The sequence below is a fragment of the Allorhizobium sp. DMC15 genome, from assembly GCF_056314065.1.
In genome coordinates this window covers 109,842-129,262 of record NZ_JBQUZB010000002.1, presented here as the reverse complement: position 1 = coordinate 129,262, position 19,421 = coordinate 109,842, and the positions used below count along the sequence as shown (strand labels likewise).

The 19,421-nt window shown below is 61.1% G+C and carries 17 protein-coding genes; 12 read left to right on the top strand and 5 right to left on the bottom strand.

Annotated features, from left to right (window positions below):
• Positions 1-48: 48 nt before the first annotated feature.
• The 4 genes from ACT53S_RS09150 to ACT53S_RS09135 all read left to right on the top strand — a co-directional run bounded on the left by ACT53S_RS09150 (position 49) and on the right by ACT53S_RS09135 (position 4,002).
• On the top strand, positions 49-1,434 hold the full coding sequence (locus ACT53S_RS09150) for an aldehyde dehydrogenase family protein (RefSeq protein WP_476066751.1): 1,386 nt from the start codon (positions 49-51) through the stop codon (positions 1,432-1,434).
• A complete protein-coding gene (locus ACT53S_RS09145; RefSeq protein ID WP_476066750.1) occupies positions 1,431-2,576 on the top strand; it encodes an iron-containing alcohol dehydrogenase in 1,146 nt (381 codons plus the stop codon). Before ACT53S_RS09150 ends, ACT53S_RS09145 begins: the two co-directional genes overlap by 4 nt.
• A gap of 110 nt (positions 2,577-2,686) precedes the next feature.
• The gene (locus ACT53S_RS09140) at positions 2,687-3,085 is read left to right on the top strand and encodes a hypothetical protein (protein ID WP_476066749.1); all 399 of its coding nucleotides are present in this window, start codon (positions 2,687-2,689) and stop codon (positions 3,083-3,085) included.
• 197 nt (positions 3,086-3,282) lie between these two features.
• Positions 3,283-4,002, top strand: a complete 720-nt coding sequence (locus tag ACT53S_RS09135) for an AAA family ATPase (protein ID WP_476066748.1) — start codon at positions 3,283-3,285, stop codon at positions 4,000-4,002.
• A gap of 130 nt (positions 4,003-4,132) precedes the next feature.
• Here the strand turns inward: ACT53S_RS09135 and ACT53S_RS09130 are convergent, their stop codons facing one another.
• A complete protein-coding gene (locus tag ACT53S_RS09130) occupies positions 4,133-5,461 on the bottom strand; it encodes a L,D-transpeptidase (RefSeq protein WP_142070809.1) in 1,329 nt (442 codons plus the stop codon).
• A 195-nt stretch (positions 5,462-5,656) separates the two neighbouring features.
• Between ACT53S_RS09130 and ACT53S_RS09125 the strand changes: the two genes are divergently transcribed.
• From ACT53S_RS09125 to ACT53S_RS09110, 4 genes are all read left to right on the top strand, one after another.
• A complete protein-coding gene (locus ACT53S_RS09125) occupies positions 5,657-6,139 on the top strand; it encodes a MarR family transcriptional regulator (RefSeq protein ID WP_113375458.1) in 483 nt (160 codons plus the stop codon).
• Positions 6,136-6,963, top strand: coding sequence for a DUF4432 family protein (locus tag ACT53S_RS09120; RefSeq protein ID WP_476066747.1), 828 nt, complete (start codon positions 6,136-6,138; stop codon positions 6,961-6,963). The genes ACT53S_RS09125 and ACT53S_RS09120 overlap by 4 nt, the downstream gene beginning before the upstream one ends.
• A 104-nt stretch (positions 6,964-7,067) precedes the next feature.
• Positions 7,068-7,406, top strand: coding sequence for a protein tyrosine phosphatase family protein (locus tag ACT53S_RS09115; protein ID WP_476066746.1), 339 nt, complete (start codon positions 7,068-7,070; stop codon positions 7,404-7,406).
• An 82-nt stretch (positions 7,407-7,488) separates the two neighbouring features.
• Positions 7,489-7,830, top strand: coding sequence for a RidA family protein (locus ACT53S_RS09110; RefSeq protein WP_113375461.1), 342 nt, complete (start codon positions 7,489-7,491; stop codon positions 7,828-7,830).
• 75 nt (positions 7,831-7,905) lie between these two features.
• On the opposite strand, the gene ACT53S_RS09105 is transcribed toward ACT53S_RS09110, so the two are convergent.
• The 3 genes from ACT53S_RS09105 to ACT53S_RS09095 form a co-directional block, all read right to left on the bottom strand.
• Complete coding sequence (locus ACT53S_RS09105; protein ID WP_476066745.1) at positions 7,906-9,558, bottom strand: thiamine pyrophosphate-binding protein; 1,653 nt, start codon at positions 9,556-9,558, stop codon at positions 7,906-7,908.
• A complete protein-coding gene (gene caiB / locus ACT53S_RS09100; protein ID WP_476066744.1) occupies positions 9,555-10,754 on the bottom strand; it encodes a succinate--glutarate CoA-transferase in 1,200 nt (399 codons plus the stop codon). The genes ACT53S_RS09105 and caiB overlap by 4 nt, the downstream gene beginning before the upstream one ends.
• Positions 10,755-10,907: 153 nt before the next feature.
• Positions 10,908-11,834, bottom strand: coding sequence for an alpha/beta fold hydrolase (locus tag ACT53S_RS09095; protein ID WP_476066743.1), 927 nt, complete (start codon positions 11,832-11,834; stop codon positions 10,908-10,910).
• 220 nt (positions 11,835-12,054) lie between these two features.
• Here ACT53S_RS09095 and ACT53S_RS09090 point away from each other — a divergent pair, with 220 nt between their 5' ends.
• From ACT53S_RS09090 to metF, 4 genes are all read left to right on the top strand, one after another.
• Positions 12,055-13,797 (top strand): hypothetical protein, encoded by a 1,743-nt coding sequence (locus tag ACT53S_RS09090; protein WP_476066742.1) that lies wholly within the window; start codon positions 12,055-12,057, stop codon positions 13,795-13,797.
• Positions 13,798-13,910: 113 nt separating this feature from the next.
• Entirely contained in the window at positions 13,911-15,560 is a 1,650-nt protein-coding gene (gene ettA, locus ACT53S_RS09085) for an energy-dependent translational throttle protein EttA (protein WP_476066741.1), read from the top strand.
• A 169-nt stretch (positions 15,561-15,729) separates the two neighbouring features.
• On the top strand, positions 15,730-16,737 hold the full coding sequence (locus ACT53S_RS09080; RefSeq protein ID WP_476066740.1) for an ArsR/SmtB family transcription factor: 1,008 nt from the start codon (positions 15,730-15,732) through the stop codon (positions 16,735-16,737).
• Between the two features lies 1 nt (position 16,738).
• Complete coding sequence (gene metF / locus ACT53S_RS09075) at positions 16,739-17,647, top strand: methylenetetrahydrofolate reductase [NAD(P)H] (protein WP_476066739.1); 909 nt, start codon at positions 16,739-16,741, stop codon at positions 17,645-17,647.
• 536 nt (positions 17,648-18,183) lie between these two features.
• On the opposite strand, the gene ACT53S_RS09070 is transcribed toward metF, so the two are convergent.
• Positions 18,184-19,332: a lytic murein transglycosylase gene (locus tag ACT53S_RS09070; RefSeq protein WP_476067458.1), complete on the bottom strand. Its 1,149-nt coding sequence runs from the start codon at positions 19,330-19,332 to the stop codon at positions 18,184-18,186.
• Positions 19,333-19,421 lie beyond the last annotated feature (89 nt).

Sequence of the window (19,421 nt, the reverse complement as noted above, 5' to 3'; positions counted from 1 at the left end):
GCGGCCTCGGCCGCTGTCATCTCGTTCTAGAACAACAGGAAGACGATCATGACCATGATCCAATGCATTTCGCCGATCGATGGATCGGTTTACGCCGAGCGCCCGGCGATGTCGCTGGAAGCGGCGACCGAGGCCGTGGCTCGTGCGCGCAAGGCGCAGAAGGCCTGGGCGCGCCGGCCGCTCGAAGACCGCATCCAGCTCGTGCTGAAGGGCGTTGCTCGTCTCAACGAGATGTCCGCTGAAGTCGTACCCGAGCTTGCCCATATGATGGGCCGTCCGGTGCGTTATGGCGGTGAATACAAGGGGTTCAACGAGCGTTCCAACTATGTTGCGGCGATTGCCGCCGATGCGCTTGCGCCGCTCGTCGTCGAAGCCAGCGACAAGTTCGAGCGTCGCATCGAGCGCGAGCCGCATGGCGTCGTCTTCGTCATCGCGCCGTGGAATTATCCCTACATGACCGCGATCAACACGATCGCGCCGGCGCTGATGGCGGGCAATACCGTCGTCATCAAGCATGCGACCCAGACGTTGCTCGTTGGCGAGCGCATGGTGCGCGCCTTTGTCGAGGCTGGTGTTCCCGACGATGTCTTCATCAACCTGTTCCTCGACCACCAGACGACCTCTGCGCTGATCGCGGCCGGCAATTTCAACTTCATCAACTTCACCGGTTCGGTCGAAGGCGGGCGTTCGATCGAGCGCGCTGCGGCCGGTACCTTTGCGGGCCTCGGCCTCGAGCTCGGCGGCAAGGACCCGGGTTACGTCATGGAAGACGCCGACCTGGAGGCCGCCGTCGATACGCTGATGGATGGCGCGACCTACAATTCCGGCCAGTGCTGCTGCGGCATCGAGCGCATCTATGTGCATGAGAGCCTCTACGACGCCTTCGTCGAGAAGTCGGTCGCCTGGGTGTCGAACTACAAGCTCGGCAATCCGCTCGATCCGGAAACGACGCTTGGGCCAATGGCCAACAAGCGCTTCGCCAAGGTGGTGCGCGAGCAGATCGCCGATGCCGTATCGAAGGGTGCCAAGGCGCTGGTCGATCCCAAGCTCTTCCCGGCCGATGATGGCGGTGCCTATATCATGCCGCAGGTGCTTACGAACGTCGATCACTCCATGGCCTTCATGAAGGACGAGACCTTCGGTCCGGCCGTCGGCATCATGAAGGTGAAGAGCGACGAACAGGCGCTCGAACTGATGAATGATAGCCCCTATGGGCTGACGGCCTCGCTCTGGACGCAGGATCCGGAGCGCGCCGCCCGGATCGGCCGCGACATCGAGACCGGCACCGTGTTCATGAACCGCGCCGACTATCTCGACCCGGCGCTCTGCTGGACCGGTGTCAAGGAAACCGGCAAGGGCGGCTCGCTCTCCGTTCTCGGCTTCCAGAACCTTACCCGTCCGAAATCCTACCATCTGAAGAAAGTCACGAAATGAACATCGTCGCCAATTGGAGCTACCCCACCGCCGTCAAGATGGGACGTGGCCGCATCAAGGAACTGGCGGACGCCTGCAAGTCGCTCGGCATGAAGAAGCCACTGTTGATCACCGACCGGGGCCTGGCCCCGATGGCGATCACGCAGACGGCCCTCGACGTCCTGGAAGAGGCGGGCCTCGGCCGTGCGCTCTTCGCCGATGTCGATCCGAACCCGAACGAGAAGAACCTGGAGGCCGGCATCAAGGCCTACAAGGATGGCGGCCATGACGGCGTCGTGGCCTTCGGTGGCGGTTCGGGTCTCGATCTCGGCAAGTGCGTGGCCTTCATGGCTGGCCAGACCCGGCCGGTCTGGGATTTCGAGGATATCGGTGACTGGTGGACGCGGGCCAATTCCGACGGGATCGCGCCGATCGTTGCGGTCCCGACCACGGCGGGCACCGGCTCGGAAGTCGGTCGCGCTTCGGTCATCACCAACTCCGAAACCCATGTGAAGAAGATCATCTTCCATCCGAAGTTCCTGCCGGGCGTCGTCATCTGCGATCCGGAACTGACCGTCGGCATGCCGAAGATGATCACCGCCGGCACGGGCATGGACGCCTTTGCCCATTGCCTGGAAGCCTATTCCTCGCCCTTCTATCATCCGATGAGCCAGGGGATCGCGCTTGAAGGCATGCGGCTGGTGAAGGAATTCCTGCCGCGCGCCTATCATGACGGTACAGACATTGAGGCTCGCACCAACATGATGTCGGCGGCCGCCATGGGCGCCGTTGCCTTCCAAAAGGGGCTCGGTGCGATCCACGCGCTGTCGCATCCGATCGGCGCCGTCTACAATACCCATCACGGCATGACGAATGCCGTCGTGATGCCACCGGTGCTGAAGTTCAACCGTCACGTGATCGAGGATCGCATCGAGCGGGCGGCTGCCTATCTCGGCATCGCCGGCGGCTTCGACGGCTTCTACGATTATGTTCTGGCGTTGCGTGCCGAACTCAACGTACCGGCCAATCTCACCGCCATGGGCATTGCCAATGACCGGATCGATGAACTATCGGCCATGGCGATCGAGGATCCGAGTGCCGGTGGCAATCCGGTCAAGATGACGCTCGAAAACACCAAGCAGCTCTTCGCTGACTGCTTCTGAGACAGGCGGCGCAATTTGTAAAACAAGGAAACCCTGTCATCATCTGGCAGGGTTTTCTTTTTCCTTCAGCCGCGTTTGCCCGGTGTGTCCATACTTTTGGGGGTTGGTGTATGTCGTTTCACACGAAGTCGGTTTTTGGTCTTTTCATCGCAATTCTGGGCGCCAGCCTGACATTTCAGGCTGGCCCGGCATGGGCCGAGAGCTACCAGGGGCTGCTGAAGAAGGGATATACCGTCGGCAAGATGAGCCAGGGCAAGTCCGGCTCACTTGGCTGGGTTCTGAGTGGCAAAGATGGCAAGCAGTTCTGCAAGGCGAAGGTCAGTCTTGCGGTGGTGGACAAGAAGACGCTCGTAAGCATTCTTGGCAGTGGGCGCATGGTGAAGGTCGATCGCGCGACCTTCGAGGCGAGTCTCGGCGGACCGGATCCTTCCTTGCCGCTGCTGTCTGATCTCAAGGCGGGACGTGTCGGACCGCAGCATGTCGGTGCCTGCACGCCGCTGCGCGGCTGATCTGTCGGCAGCTGTCCGTTTCAATGTTCGAATATACTAGGCTTTTCCGTTGCTTCTCCCCAATATGGGGGAGGGGGCGGCCCGCAAAGTTTGCGGTTTATTAACCATGATTGGCAATGATGTGTTTACGAGGCGCCAATGACGAGGGTTGCCCCAGAGCGATGAAGCGCTCGGAACAAAGCCCTTGAGGAACACGCATGCCAGTCATCTCATTCGCCAATGCCAAGGGTGGCGCAGGCAAGACCACCGCAGCCCTGCTGCTTGCCACAGAGCTTGCCCATCAGGGCTACCGTGTGGCCATTCTCGATGCCGATCCGCAGCGCTGGATCACCCAGTGGTCCGACCTTTCAGGCCCGCAACGCAATATTGAGGTGGTGTCGGAAGTTTCCGTTGCCTCCGTTCAGGGGCATATTCGCGAGCTATCCCGTACGCATGATTACATCATCATGGATCTCGCCGGTGCTCGCGATGCCATGGTGACCACGGCGGTTGGTCTGTCGGATCACGTGATGATCCCGGTCCAGGGCTGTGCGATGGATGCCAAGGGCGGTGCCCAGATCCTCGATCTCATCAAGATGATGGAAGACACCGGGAATCTGGTCATTCCCCATTCTGTCGTGCTCACCCGCGTGACGTCGATGGTGACGACGCGGGCGCTTCTGACAATCAAGGGTCTGCTCGCTGCGCGTGGCGTCAATGTCGTCAATACGCCGATCGCCGAGCGCAGTGCCTATCGCGAGATCTTCGACTGTGGTGGCACGCTGTATTCCATGGATGCGGCAAAGATCAGCAATCTCGACAAGGCCCAGGAAAACGCCAAGGCCTTTGCTGCGGAAGTCATGCGCCTGTTGCCGGTCAAGATCATCCGCTCCGCCGAACCGCGCCGGCTGTTCCGTCTGGTCCGCAACGCCGCTTAACGATCTCCTCCCGAGAGTACCACCTCGAAGCCGCCGGTCCTGCCGGCGGTTTTTTTGTGCGCAGGGCGACAAGACAAAAGCCGCAAGCACGGGCTTGCGGCTTTGAGATGCTTTCGCTGATTGACTGTGGTCAGTCGATAAACTCGACCGTCACGCCGGGCTTGACCATCTTTGCCAACTCGGTCGCGTCCCAGTTGGTCAGGCGAATGCAACCATGGCTCTGGGTGCGGCCGATCTTAGACGGTTCCGGCGTGCCGTGGATGCCGTAGGTGGGTTTCGACAAGGCGAGCCAGACAGTGCCGACCGGGCCATTGGGACCCGGTGGGATTTGCAGGATCTTGTCGTTCGCGCCCTGCTGGAAGTTGACCTTCGGATTGTAAGTGTAGCCCGGATTGAGCGCGATGCGCTCGATCGTGACCGTGCCCGACGGTGACGGTGTGTCGGTGGAGCCAATGCTGGCCGGGTAGGCGGCGACGAGATTGCCGTCTGCACCGTACGCGAAGACCTGTTTCAGGGCCTTGTCGGCGACGATGCGGGTCACGCTGCCGGTCTTAGCAGGGCCCGGTTCGATGACCTTGATGATGGTTCCGGGAATGGTGAAATCGACGCCCGGATTGAGTTCGCGCAGGTAACCCTCGTCCATGTGGAACTTTTCCGCCAGCATTTCGACGGTCGAGGTGTAGGACATGGCCGGCAGTTGTGCCTTGTGGCTATAGTCTTCCGGGATGGCGGCCACATAGGGTCCTGCCGCATCGCCTGCGGTGATCGTGTAGCTGGTGACGGCAAGGCCGCCGGACAGGCGCAGGCGCTCGAGGATGTCCTCGGCATTGTTCGGATCCAGCGTTTCCCCGGTCATCTTCTCCCAGGCAACGATCGCCTTGTTGACGTTCTGGCCCATCTTGCCATCGATGACACCGGGGGAGATGCCCTCACGGTCCAGAAAGACCTGCAACGCGGTGATTTCCAGGCGGGAGAGATTGCTTTTGACCGGGATCTCGGGCGTCACCGTGCGCGCGGGCGCGTTGTCGGTCGGCGGGGCCATATCTGGACCGCCATAGGGCATATCGGACGGAGAGCCGTCGAGCGGGAGTCTGTCGCCGGGCATGGCGTCCGGTATAGAGGCGGTCGTCACGTCGTCGTCCCAACCACGCGGCTGCTGTTGCGGCTCATCGCGATAGGGATCATAGACGCCGGGGAGGTCGCGGTTACGCCCGGCCTGTGCCGGAGGATAATAGCTCTCAGCCGGAATTTCCGTCGCCACGAGATTGCCGAAGCGGTCGATCAGGACGGTTCGCCCCATACGGTCGCGGCTGATCACCACTTCTCCCTCTTCAGGGACATAGTCGAGAATGTCGCCTTCCGGAGACACGAGAAGGGTCTGGGACTTGCGGTAGTCGTAGACGGATTGCGCCCAGCTGGCGCCTGCGGTCGCCAGTGAGGTGGCGGCGAGCGCCGCCATGAGCAAGCCTGATTTCCTGATGTCGTGCACGGTGCGGTTTCCTCGTCTCTGCGGGCGACAAACGCGACAAATTTGACACTAATGTGGAAAAGGTGAATTCATAATGAATATTAGATTAACTTGTTGAGGGGCAGGGGAAGAACCGTTCAGCCGATGCCGAGGTTCCGGTATCGTTACGGTCTTCAAGGGGGAGCGATGCTGGACCGACTGAGACTTGATTCCTTTCTACCTTACCGCCTTATGCGGGTTGCGGAGCGATTCGATACGGCCTTTGCCCATTATTGCGGTGCCGAGGACGAATTGTCCTGGTCGGAGTGGCAGGTCCTGTGGTCGCTCGGAGAGAATTCGCCAATCACCGCCAAGTCGATTTCGCTCCAGTCCGGCCTTTCGAAGACCAAGATCAGCAGGGCCGTGAAAGTGCTCGAGGATCGGGGCTACGTGCTGCGCAAGCGCGACCGGGCGGATCGACGCTTCGAACTTCTGTCCTTGACCGAGGAGGGGAACCAGCGTTTCGACAGGCTCGAGCGCTCGGCTCATACCTTCCAGCACTGGCTTGAGCAGACAGTCAACATCGCCTATCTCTCCTCGCTCGATAGCGGGCTCAAGGGCCTCGAACATATGGCGGCGGCCGGGCAGTTGCAGGTTTCCGCTCCGGTGATGCAGGAAAGCATGGCATGATTTCGTTTCGTGGTCCTCGCGGGCCGTCTCTTGCACTCGACCAGAGCTCGGTCTTTGATATCGGAGCCTGCGTCGTGGACGGCGTCGATCTTGCGCCCGGGCGTTCGATCCCCGACGACGGCGACCCGCGCATCGATCATTCACTCGAAGGTTTTTTCTTCACCTGCGGACCGGACCACATCCGCCATCCGCAGCCGATGGCAGACGGAAAGGGGCGCTATCCCCTGCATGGTTCGTTTTCGGCTCACCCGGCTCAGGCGCTCTCTTTTTCATCGGATGGCGACGATCTCCTGGCCTCTGCCACTATTCCCGTGCATCTGGCGGATGGCGGGCAGGCGGAACTGCGCCGGCAGTGGCGGATCAAGGGCGAGAGCGGCGAAGTCCAATTGGCGGACCAGGTCGTCAACACCAGCGACAGGCCGATGCCGGTCTTCCTCATGTACCACATCAACCTCGGCGCACGGCATTTCGACGAGAGCACCTTGCTCGAGGGGGCGATGCTGGAGGGCGGTTCGTTGCCTTGGGCCTTCGGCGAGGGAGATGGCAGCATTTTCTGCGTCTCCGCTGGCCATGGTGGTTGGGCGGAGGTCCGCCTCGGGCCGATGAGGGCGATCGGCGGCAAGCGGCTCAAAGTGCGCTTCCGGACCGATACACTGCCCTATCTGCAGGTCTGGCGAAACCAAAAATCGCCCGCGCATGTGTTGGGCATCGAGCCGGTGTCGCATCGGTGGGTGAGCCGGGATGACCTCGAACGCGCCGGAGAATTCGTGATCCTGCAGCCGGGCGAAAGCCGCGATTACGGTCTCGCCTTCTCTTTCGTCTAGACGGTTTGAGCGCGTCTAAAGGGGGCAGAGGGTCCGCGCTCGTCATTGACGCTCGCTGATACCCGTCGTAGATGTTTGGCCCACGAAATGGACGAGGTGACCCGATGAACATCCGGCAAATCAACGAGGAATATTCGGTCAGCGGCCAGATCACGGTCGATGAACTCGACGAGATCAAGGCGCTTGGCTTCAAGTCGATCGTCTGCCATCGCCCTGACGGCGAAGAGTTCGGCCAGCCGGAATTTGCAGCCGTTGCCAAGCGCGCGCAGGAGCTCGGCCTCCAGATCAAGCATGTGCCTGTTGGCCCGATGGGTGTCACGCCCGATGCCGTCGCCGACATGGTTGATGCGTTGGAGGAATTCGGGCGTCCCATGCTCGGCTATTGCCGCTCGGGCGCGCGCTCGACCGCCACTTACGAACACGCGCTTCGTCAGCGCGGCTGATCCTTTCTCTTCATCATCGCTGGCCGGGCCTTCGCGTCCGGCTTCTGCGTGTTTTACCCAAGCCTCAAGCAGGAGTTTTCCCATGAGCATCAAGCGTATCGAGCCCGGCAAGCGCATGAGCGGCGCCGTCGTTCACGGCAACACCGTCTATCTCGCCGGCCAGGTTGGCGAAGGCGCATCCGTGACCGAGCAGTCGAAGTCGGCTCTCGCCGAAGTCGACCGCCTGCTGGCCGCTGCCGGTTCGGACAAGTCGAAGATCCTACAGACGATCATCTACCTCTCCGACATGTCGACCTTCGGCGAAATGAACGCCGTCTGGGAAGCCTGGATCGACCCGGCCAATCCGCCGGCCCGCGCCACGAGCGAAGCCGCTCTCGCGACCCCGGACTACAAGGTCGAGTTCATCGTGACTGCTGCTCTCTGATTTTTTCAGAGACGTCTAGAATACGAAAAGGCCGGGAGAGATCCCGGCCTTTTCTCGTTTATGGTCAATGGGCTGTCAGGCCTTGTTGCGAATTTGAGTCAAGGTGCGCGTCGGCGTGATCGCTTCCGGATCGAGCTTGATCTCGATGATCGAGGGCTTTCCAGAGGCGCGGGCGCGCAGGAAGGCTGGGGCGAAGTCTTCGGTCTTTTCGACGGTTTCGCCGTGGCCGCCATAGGCCTGGGCGAGTGCTGCAAAATCCGGATTGGTCAGATCCGTCGCGCTGACGCGGCCCGGATATTCGCGCTCCTGATGCATGCGGATCGTGCCATACATGCTGTTGTTGATGACGAGCGTGATGATCGGCAGGTTGTAGCGGATGGCGGTCGCGAATTCCTGGCCATGCATCATGAAGCATCCGTCACCGGCAAAGCAGATGACTTCACGCTCAGGGAACAGCTGCTTGGCGGCGACGGCTGCCGGAAGGCCATAGCCCATGGAGCCGGAGGTCGGGGCTGCCTGGGTGTTGAACGCCTGGAAGCGATGGAAACGATGCAGCCAGGTGGCATAGTTGCCGGCACCATTGGTGAATATCGCGTCCTTTGGCGTGTTGGCTTCGATCCATTCCATGATCGGACCCATCTGCACGGCACCGGGGCCGGCCTTCGGCGGCGTCGACCAGGCGAGATAGGCGGCATGCATGGTTTCGGTGCGTTCGGCCCAGGCCGGGGCGTTGTGTGCATCGAGCGCTGCGAGCGCTGCGACGAATTCCTCAGGCGCGGCACAGATCGCGAGATCAGCGCGGTAGACGCGGCCGAGTTCGGACGGGTCCGGGTGGATATGGACCAGCTTTTGCGCCGGGTAGGGGATGTCCATCAGCGTGTAGGACGAGGACGGCATTTCGGAGAAACGGCCGCCGAGCAGGATCAGCAGATCGGCTTCCTTCACTTCCTTGGCGAGCGCCGGGTTGATGCCGATGCCGACATCGCCCGCGTAGGACGGATGCAGGTGATCGAAGAGCATCTGGCGGCGGAAGGAGCAGCCGACCGGCAGCTTGAATTTTTCGGCGAAGGCCTGGATGCCGGCGACGGAGGTTTCGCTCCAGCGGGTACCACCGAGGACGACCATGGGGCGCTTGGCGGTCTTCAGCAGTTCGCCGAGGGCGGCGATCTGGCTTGGGCCGGGATGGGCCTCTACGGGCGTGTAGGGCTTGGCTTCTGGGGCTTCGACTTCATCGAGCAGCATGTCCTCCGGCAGCGTCAGCACGACCGGGCCGGGGCGACCGGAGGTGGCGACGGCAAAGGCGCGGGTGACGAATTCCGGGATGCGGCGAGCGTCATCGATCTCGCCGACCCATTTGGCGAATTCGGTGAAGGCGCGGCGGTATTCGACTTCCTGAAAGGCTTCGCGCTCCTTCATGTCGCGACCGATCTGGCCGATGAAGAGGATCATCGGGATCGAATCCTGCTTGGCAACATGTAGACCGGCAGAGGCGTTGGTGGCGCCCGGGCCACGGGTGACCATGCAGATGCCGGGCTTGCCTGTCAGGCGACCCCAGGTGTCGGCCATCATCGCGGCCCCGCCTTCCTGGCGGCAGACCAGCGTCTCGATGCCGCTGTCCTTCAGCGCGTCGAGCACGGCCAGATAGCTTTCGCCGGGAACGCAGGAGACGCGCTCGACGCCATTAGCCTTCAAGGCTTCGACGATCAGTTCACCGCCGGTTCTCTTCATTGCGTCTTCCTTTCCAGCTCGGCCAGTTCGGCCAGAATTTCATTTCCATGCTCGCCGATGCGCGGGCTCGGGCGCTCGTAGCGCAAGGGGGTCTCGGAGAGCACGATCGGCGTGCGCACGGAAGGGATCACGGTGCCCTTGTCGTCGCTCAACTCAATCTTCAGGCCGCGTGCCTGGACCTGCGGGTCGGCGAACATTTCCTCGATCGAATTGATTGGCCCGGCCGGCACGGCGTTTGCCTCGCAGGCGGAGAGCAGATCGCGCTTCGACCATTTCACGGTCTCAGCGGTAACAATGGCACGGACCTCGACCTTATTGGCGACGCGGGCCTTGTTGGTAGCGAATCGCTCATCTTCAGCAACAGCGGGGATGCCGAGGATGGCGCAGAGGCGCTTGAACTGCCCGTCATTGCCGACGGCCAGGATCAGATGGCCGTCGGCTGTCGGCACGACTTCGTAAGGGCTGATGTTCGGATGGGCATTGCCAAGACGGGTCGGCGGCTTGTCCGAGATCAGGTAGTTCATGTTCTGGTTGGCGAGCACCGCCGACATGACGTCGAGCAGTGCCATGTCGACGAACTGTCCCTGGCCGGTCCTCATGACATGGATGAGGGCTGCCTGGATGGCGGTGACGGCATAGATGCCGGTGAAGATGTCGGCGATGGCGACGCCCGCTTTCATCGGCTCGCCGTCCTTCTCGCCGGTGATCGACATGAAGCCAGACATGCCCTGGACGATATAATCATAGCCGGCGAAATCGGCATAGGGGCCGTTCTGGCCAAAGCCGGTGATCGAGCAATAGACGAGCTTTGGGTTGATCGCCTTCAGGCTCTCGTAATCGAGGCCGTATTTCTCAAGGCCGCCGCGCTTGAAGTTCTCGATGACGACGTCGGCCGAGGCGCAGAGGCGGCGGACCGTCTCCTGGCCTTCCGCTGTCTTCAGGTCTACGGCAATCGAGCGCTTGTTGCGGTTGGTGGAGTGGTAATAGGCGGCCGAGAGGTTTTCGCCATCGGCGCCCTCGACGAAGGGCGGTCCCCAGGCGCGGGTATCGTCGCCACCTTCGGGGTTTTCCACCTTGATGACGTCGGCGCCGAGATCGGCAAGCATCTGGCCTGCCCAGGGGCCGGCCAGCACGCGGGCGAGTTCGATCACGCGGATGCCGGCGAGCGGTGGTTTTGCGGACGGGCGGTCGGTCATGCTGCTTCCTCTACGGCAGGCGACGGGCCGATCCATCCCGTCGGCTGTCATGAGTTTTCCTGCGTTGAAGACCGTCTTAGCGCCGCTTCATGGCCTTCGCACTTGATTTTCTCTCATGGGATCATTCCGTTTCAGCAAGCCCGCTCTGGCCGCTCAGGTATCCAGACGGTCGAGCCAGGCGAGGAAATCGGCAAGGGCTCGTTCGCGGCCGATTTCGTTGAGTGTCTCGTGGCGCATCTCGTCATAGATCATCGTCGTCACCTGCATCATGCCCGCATCCATCAGGCGGCGACCGAGCCAGCGAATTTCCCGGCCGCCATTGGTTGCGGGGTCCTGGCCGCCGCCGATCAGATAGACGGGGAGGGCCTTTGGCAGCAAGGCGAGGCGCTCCGGAGATGCGCCGGCGAACGTCAGGCGGAACAGGTCCTGCCAAAGAGAAACGCTGGCGTCGAAGCCGCAGAGAGGATCGGCGATATAGGCATCGACTTCTGCAGGATCGCGCGAGAGCCAATCGAAGGCGGTGCGGTGGCCGGGGATCGATCTCCCCCATGCACCGAACGTGGCTTTCGGCAGGATTGCCGATGGGACGTCCGAGCCTTTCAACATCTTCTCGATGGCAAGCACGGCCTGGGCAAAACGGCCGGCGGGGCCGGGGTTGAAGTTGGAGTTCCAGACGGAGAGCGCCTGAAAATCCTGCGGGTGGCTCTCTACGGCATTGAGAGCGATCAGGCCGCCCATCGAGTGGCCGAACAAAATGACCGGCAGACCGCGATGTCGAGCAACGGCCAAATTTCGCATGGCCCTGACATCGGCGATGACTTTGGCGACGCCATCCCTGGTCGAGAAGCGCCCAATGCCGGCATCACTGGCCGTTGTCTCACCATGGCCGCGGTGATCGTGGACATAGACATGGTAACCGTGGGCGGACAGCGCTTCGGCAAAGCCTGCATACCGGCGGGAATGTTCTGCAAGACCATGGCAGACGATGACAATGCCCCGTGGCGTGCCGGTTGCCGCCAGATGGTGATAGGCCAGGCGCGCGCCGCTGGGGGCATCGTGATAGTGCAGGTCTATGAACATGCGGTCCTCCGTGGCCGCGATAGAAGGGTATTTCACCTGCCCGCGCAATGGAGGCGCGGTGGTTTTGCCCGTGTTCCGGTTTCAACCGCTGGGATTTGGCCCGCTAACCCGATCTTAATTCGTGATAGCAAGAGTGCGCCTCGACGGGTTCGGACGGTGGCAGGTTTGCATGATGCAGATGCGAGAGGATATCCCATACCGCAACGGGTACGGACAAGGTGTGCAACCATTCCCCGGCCAACTCTTCCTCGTCGCTCTTGCGATCGCAACTGCTGTGCTGGCATTCGACGTTCTCGATGGGCGTTACTATTACCGGGATGTCGATGATGTCCTGCGAGCGGTCCAGATTCGCCAGTTGCTCGCAACCTGGAACTGGTACGATCTTACCATTGTCGGCATCGATATGCCGGGTTCTTACCTGTCGCCCTGGTCACGCCTCGTCGATCTTCCCTATGTTCTTCTGACGCTTCTCCTGAGACCGGTAATGGGCGAGGACAGTGCGATCTGGTGGGCATTTCGATTGTGGCAGCCTGTCCTTCTGGCTGCATTTTGCGCGGTGTGGGTTCAAACGGCGGCGCAGATTTCCGGCGCGAGAGGCAGGGTCGAGCCCATTCATGTCGTCGCGGCCTTTGCGATGATGCCGCTCACTCTTTGGGAGTTCAGTCCCGGGCGCATCGACCATCACAATCTGCAGATCGTGGTGTTGATGCTCGCCCTATTGGGGATCTCCCGATGGTCTGTGGTCGGCGGTTTTGTTGCTGGGCTGGCCTGTGGTCTATCTTTTGTCATTGGCCTTGAGCTTGCGCCCGTTCTGCTGCTGGTTCTGATTGGCCCGGGTCTCGCTTGGTGTGCCGGTGTTCCCGGAAGCAGGCAGGTTCAGCTTTCTCTGGCTTTCGGCCTTGTCCTTTCAACCATTTCTTCGGGGGTGTTGTTTCTCGGTGTTTCCCGATTGGCTGCGACGGAATGCGATGCGTTTTCCGCACCCTATGCCGCAGCGTTTCTCGGCTACGCGATCATCGTGAGCACTGTGGTCACTGCAGTGCGCACACCGCGTTCTATTTCGCGACTTTTGGCACTTGCGGTGCCCGCCTGCTTGCTCGCGGTTGCCCTGGCCGTTCTCTTTCCGGCTTGCCTACACGGCCCCTATGCGACGATCGATCCCCTCGTGCGTGACCTCTGGCTCGATCGTGTCCAGCAGGAGCGATCGTTTCTCGATTTCTACCGTGTTGGGGAACTCATCAAGATCGTCTGTCTCAGTTTAATGGTGGTGGTGGCGGTTGGTGCCTTGCCGCGTTTCCTCGACAGGCTCCGACAGCGCGATGCCGGGTTCGTAATCGTTTTTGTTGTCGCGCTTGCGCTGCTGATACTGACCTTACTGCAGACACGCTTCATCCGTTTTCCTGCTGCCGCCGTCATGCTCTTTCTTCCAGTCGTATGGAGCGACGTAAAGGGCGGCTTTGCCGTCGCCAGGCGCTTTGTGCTGGGGGCCGTCGTCACCGTGCTTGTCGGTGGTACGGTCCTGACGAGGATTGTCCCCTTCGAGCCGTTTCGCCCCGTTCTGCTTGATTATGTTGCGCTTGATCTGTGCACCGATATCGATGCCGCTCCGCTTGCGGGGCTGCCTGCGGGGCGGATCATGGCCCCCAGTTCTCTTGGCCTCTTTCTGCTGGATCGGTTGCCGGCTGGCATGACGATCAACGCCATCCCCTTCCACCGGGCTGCCACCGGGATGCGAAAGATGTTCGACGTCTTCGTGTCGACCGACAAAGCGGCACGCAAGGCAGCCGCCGAGCCTTTCGACTATCTCGCCGTCTGCCGCTATCCTATGGTCTATGAGATCCCGAACGATACCCTGTTTGCAGTTCTCACAAGAGGCGGGACCTGGCCGGGGCTGGTGCCGGTTTCGGATTCCCCAAACTCGCCCCTGCGCCTGTTCCGCATCGATCACGCGCGCTTCGAATAGTGGCGAAAAAAGCCGCGCGAGCGGGCAATCTTGCGCATTGCGGCGTTGCCCCGACCGGGCAATTCGCCTAGATAGCGTGCAAACCCCCATCAGCCCGCCGGAGCAATTCCCCTATGGCACGCCAGTTCATCTATCACATGTCGGGACTGAACAAGTCCTACGGCGCCAAGAAGATCCTCGAAAACGTCAATCTGTCCTTCTACCCGGACGCCAAGATCGGTATCCTCGGCCCGAACGGTGCCGGTAAGTCGACGGTCCTGCGCATCATCGCCGGCAAGGACAAGGAATATACGGGTGAGGCCTGGCTGGCCGAGGGCGCGACCGTCGGTTACCTCGAGCAGGAACCGCATCTGGATCCGTCGAAGAACGCCTTCGAAAACGTGATGGAAGGTGTGGCCGACAAGCAGGCCGTGCTCGACCGTTACAACGAACTGATGATGAACTATTCCGACGAGACCGCGGAAGAGGGTGCGAAGCTCCAGGACATCATCGACAGCCAGAACCTTTGGGACCTCGAACAGCAGGTCGAGATGGCGATGGAAGCGCTGCGCTGCCCGCCGAAGGATGCCGACGTGACCGTGCTTTCGGGTGGTGAGCGTCGCCGTATCGCGCTCTGCCGTCTGCTTCTGTCGCAGCCGGATCTGCTGCTGCTCGACGAACCGACGAACCACCTCGACGCGGAGACCATCGCCTGGCTCGAAAAGCATCTTCGCGACTATCCGGGCGCCGTGATGATGATCACCCACGACCGCTACTTCCTCGACAATGTGACGGGCTGGATCCTCGAGCTCGACCGTGGTCGTGGCATCCCCTATGAAGGCAACTACTCGGCTTACCTGACCGCCAAGGCCAAGCGCATGCAGCAGGAAGCCCGCGACGAAGCCGGTCGCCAGAAGGCGCTGTCGCGCGAACAGGAATGGATTGCCTCCAGCCCGAAGGCCCGTCAGGCCAAGTCCAAGGCACGTATCAAGGCTTACGAACAACTGGTCGATGCGGCGGAAAACATCCGCCCCGGCGATGCCCAGATCATCATTCCTGTCTCCGAGCGTCTCGGCCAGGTGGTCATCGAGCTCGAAGGCATCAAGAAGGGCTTTGAAGGCCGCACACTGATCAACGATCTCTCGATCAAGCTGCCGCCGGGCGGTATCGTCGGCATCATCGGGCCGAACGGCGCCGGCAAGTCGACGCTGTTCAAGATGATCACCGGCCAGGAAAAGCCGGATGCCGGCACGATCCGTATCGGTGATACCGTGCATCTCGGCTATGTCGACCAGAGCCGCGACGCACTGGACGCCAACAAGACCGTGTGGGAAGAAATTTCCGGTGGTGCCGAAGTCATCAAGCTCGGCAAGTTCGACATGAACTCCCGTGCCTATTGTGGCGCCTTCAACTTCAAGGGTGGCGACCAGCAGCAGAAGGTCGGCAATCTCTCGGGTGGTCAGCGCAACCGCGTGCACCTCGCCAAGATGCTGAAGGCCGGCGGCAACGTGCTCTTGCTCGACGAACCGACCAACGACCTCGATACCGAAACGCTGGGGGCTCTCGAAAGCGCGCTCGAAGCCTTTGCCGGCTGCGCCATCATCATCAGCCACGATCGCATGTTCCTCGACCGTCTGGCGACGCATATTCTCGCCTTCGAAGGTGATGGTCATGTCGAGTGGTTCGAGGGCAACTTCGAAGACTACGAACAGGACAAGATCCGCCGTCTCGGTCCGGATGCACTGAACCCGGGCAGCCACGCTTACAAGCGCCTGACCCGCTGATATCGGCGGCAGATCTCGCCTGAGACATACAAGGGGCCGGCGTTTCGCCGGTCCCTTTTTTGATTGAACCGTGAAGCGCCGGATGTGGGGTTGGAGCCACATTTGCGCTTGCCTCATTTTCGATAATCACATAAAGATATCTTTATGTCGTTTTCGTCGTGGGGCTCGCATGCAGTTTGGTGTCGATAGTCTGGTGGATCTGCTGAAGGCGGCGGGAGAGCCGACTCGCCTTCGTCTTCTGGCGCTGCTTGCCGCCGGCGACCTCACCGTGACGGATCTTACCGAAATTCTCGGCCAGTCGCAGCCACGGATTTCCCGTCACCTGAAATTGCTGGCCGAAGCCGAGTTGATCGACCGCTATCAGGAAGGTGCTTGGGCCTATTTCCGCCTCAAGCAGGAAGGGGCGGCCTCGAGCCTAATCCGCCTGTTGCTTGACGTAACGGAAGAGGCGGATCCGGTGCTGCTGCGTGACCGGGACCGACTGGCCGCCGTCAAACGGGCAAGGGCCGAGAAGGCACAGGAATATTTCAGCCGCAACGCCTCTGAATGGGACGAGTTGCGGCGGCTGCATGTGAACGATGCCGATGTTGAAGCGGCGCTGCTCGAGCTCATCGGGGAGGAGCCGGTTGAGGCTCTGCTCGATCTCGGCACCGGCACCGGCCGGATTCTGCAACTGCTGGCTGACCGCTACCGGCGTGCCGTCGGCGTCGATGCAAGCCGCGACATGCTGTCGGTCGCCCGGTCCAATCTCGACAAGGCCGGGATTCTGTCTGCAACCGTGCGTCACGGCGATATTCTCAATCTGCCGCTCGATGCGAGCGATTATGACCTGGTTACGGTTCATCAGGTTCTGCACTTCCTTGAGGAGCCGGATCTGGCTCTGGCGGAGGCTGCGCGCATGTTGCGCCCCGGCGGGCGTCTCGTGATCATCGATCTGGCACCGCATGAGCTTGACTACCTGCGCAACGAACACGCCCACCTGCGGCTCGGTTTCTCCCATGCTGTCATGTCTGAGTGGCTGGCGCGACACGGGCTCTCGGTCGAGAATGTCGTCGATCTGCCGCCTGAGAGTGCTGCCGGTCGGGGGCTGACCGTCACCATCTGGCTTGCCCGGCGCGAAAGTGCTGCCGCACTCCGGATTGATCCAGAACCGCTTGTCCTGACGGGGAACCGATAAAATGGCCCAGAACGATCGCTCCAGCACACATTCCCCCAAGCTGAAGGTCTCCTTCGAGTTCTTTCCGCCGAAGTCTCCCGATATGGCAGATCAACTCTGGCAAACCGTGGAGGCGCTGCAGCCATTCCAGCCGGATTTCGTTTCCGTGACCTATGGGGCCGGCGGCACGACGCGCGAACCGACGCTTGCCACGGTCGGACGGCTGATCGGCCAGACGTCGCTTTCGACGGCAGCGCATCTCACCTGTGTCGGGGCAACCCGCGATGAGGTCCGCCAGGTCGTCGACGAGTTCAAGGCGGTCGGCGTTCGGCATTTCGTCGCGCTGCGTGGCGATCCGCAAGGCGGCGTGGGAACGCGTTATGAACCGCATCCGGGCGGTTTTGAAAATGCGGCCGACCTGGTTGGCGGACTGCGCGAGATGGGTGAATTCGAGATCTCGGTCTCGGCCTATCCGGAGAAACACCCGGAGAGTCAGGATGAGGCTGCCGACATCGACATGCTGAAGCGCAAGGTTGATGCTGGTGCAACGCGGGCGCTGACGCAGTTCTTCTTCGACAATGACGTGTTCGAGCGCTATCTCAATCGCGTCCGGGCTGCTGGGATTACGATCCCCATCGTGCCCGGAATCATGCCGATCCAGAACCTGACCCAGCTCAAAAGGTTTGCGTCAATGTGCGGCGCCAGCGTGCCGGAGCATTTTGATCGGCGTTTTGAAGGTACGGAGGGTGATGCGCAGGCGCGGGCCGAGGTTGCTTCGGATATTGCGGCGGAGCAGATCGCAGACCTTGCCGGACGCGGCATCGGGGAATTTCATCTCTACACGATGAACCGCGCCCCACTCACCATTTCGACGCTGAGCCGTCTGGGTCTTGGTCCGCAGTCGAGCGGCCTGTCGGGGGCCGCTGCCTGAAGACTGCATGCAAATTGTCAAAGAGAAAGGCGCGTGACGGTTCTTGTCACGCGCCTTTTTTGAATGGTTGAAGCATTGCTGCTGGAGAGGCCTCAGCCGGCCGTCTCATGGCGGGTGGTTCATCCGATCTCCGATCAGATGAACAGCATCGTGGCTATGAAAACAAACGCCGCACCGACGATCAGGACATTAAGCGAATTGGTCAGTCCCATTGTGTGCCTCCTTGCGTTGACCGTTAGATATTATGTCCGATTTGTGTCAGCGGAAAGCAGAATCTATGCTGCGCTGCCGCATGGAACAGTGGACAACATCCAGTCTGTTCGGAAAACGCTCAGAATTTCAGGGAGTTCCGACACCCTCCCTAATTGTTAATGGAGGTTAATTACAGTGAGGCCTGCGGGGCCTTAACGGCGCAAACTGGCGATGCCTCTGTCGCATTTTTCAAGGTGCCGTTTTTGTAAGGAAACCTCGTCATCAAACAAAAAAACCGGGGCGAAGGGCCCCGGCCGGAATGCACAAGATGCGGTGACTGATAATCAGAGCGCGTTGAGCAGCGCGGATGTCGCCCAGCCGTCGGCGGGGAGGCCGAGACGCTGCTGTTCTTTCTGGATGGCGACCCGGGTTCCCGAACCCAGAATGCCGTCGATCTTGCCGACGTCATAGCCGAGTGCCTGGAGTTTGGTTTGCAGGCCCTTCATCTCGTCGAGGCTGAGACCCGGTTCCGGATTGCCCTTCTGGTAAGGCGGCGCGCCCGAAAGGCGGGTGGCGAAATAGGCGGCCGAGGTCGTGTAGATGAACGACTGGTTCCATTCGAGATAGATGTTGAAATTCGGATAGGTGATGAACGCCGGGCCCTTGCGTCCCTGCGGCAGGACCAGCGACGCGGGCAGGGCGGCGAATGCCGTGTTGCCGTCGCGGGGCGCCACGCCCAATGCGAACCAGTCGCCGGCGGTCAGGGTGCCGCCGAGACCCGACTTTTCGAAAGGCAGGTTTTCCGGAATGGTCACTTCCTGGATCCATGGCTCGCCCTTCTTGAAGCCGAGATGCTGGATGAACTTTGCTGCCGTGAGGATGGCATCCGGGCTGCTGGTCTTGAGGTTGATATGGCCGTCGCCGTCTCCGTCCACACCGAATTCGATGATGTCTTTCGGGAGCATCTGGACCTGGCCGATTTCGCCCGCCCAGGCACCGGTGTTTGTCGCGGGATCAAGGTCGGCGTGCTGCACCATCTTGATCAGGGCCAGCAATTGCGGACGGAAGAGTTCGGGGCGGCGGCAGTCATGGGACAGGGTAACGAGTGCGTCGCGGGTGTTGAAATCGCCCTGCACGGCGCCGAAATCCGTTTCCATCGCCCAGAAAGCGGTGATCACGCCCGCTGGCACGCCGTATTCCTCATCCGCCCGGGCAAAGGTGTCGGCAAATTGCTTCAGTTTCTGGCGGCCGATATCGAGACGCGCCTGCGAGACGGTGCGCTGCGAGAATTCGAGAAAGGTCTGGCGGAAGACGCCCTGGGAGCGGTCGCGCGAGAGCACCTTCTCATTGATCTGAGCGCCCGCCAGTGCCTTGTCCACCACGTCTGCCGGAGTTCCGGCTGCGATCGATTCTTGGCGTACCCCATCGAGAAACGCTGCCAGGTCGCCTCCACATTGCTGGGCGAAAGAGAGGCTGGTCGAGGCCAGCAGCATGGCGAGGGGAAGAGTGATGCGGGTGGCGAGCTTCATCAAGAGGTCCTTTGAATATGCCTTGGGGAGGTCTCTGCGACACTGGCCGGACA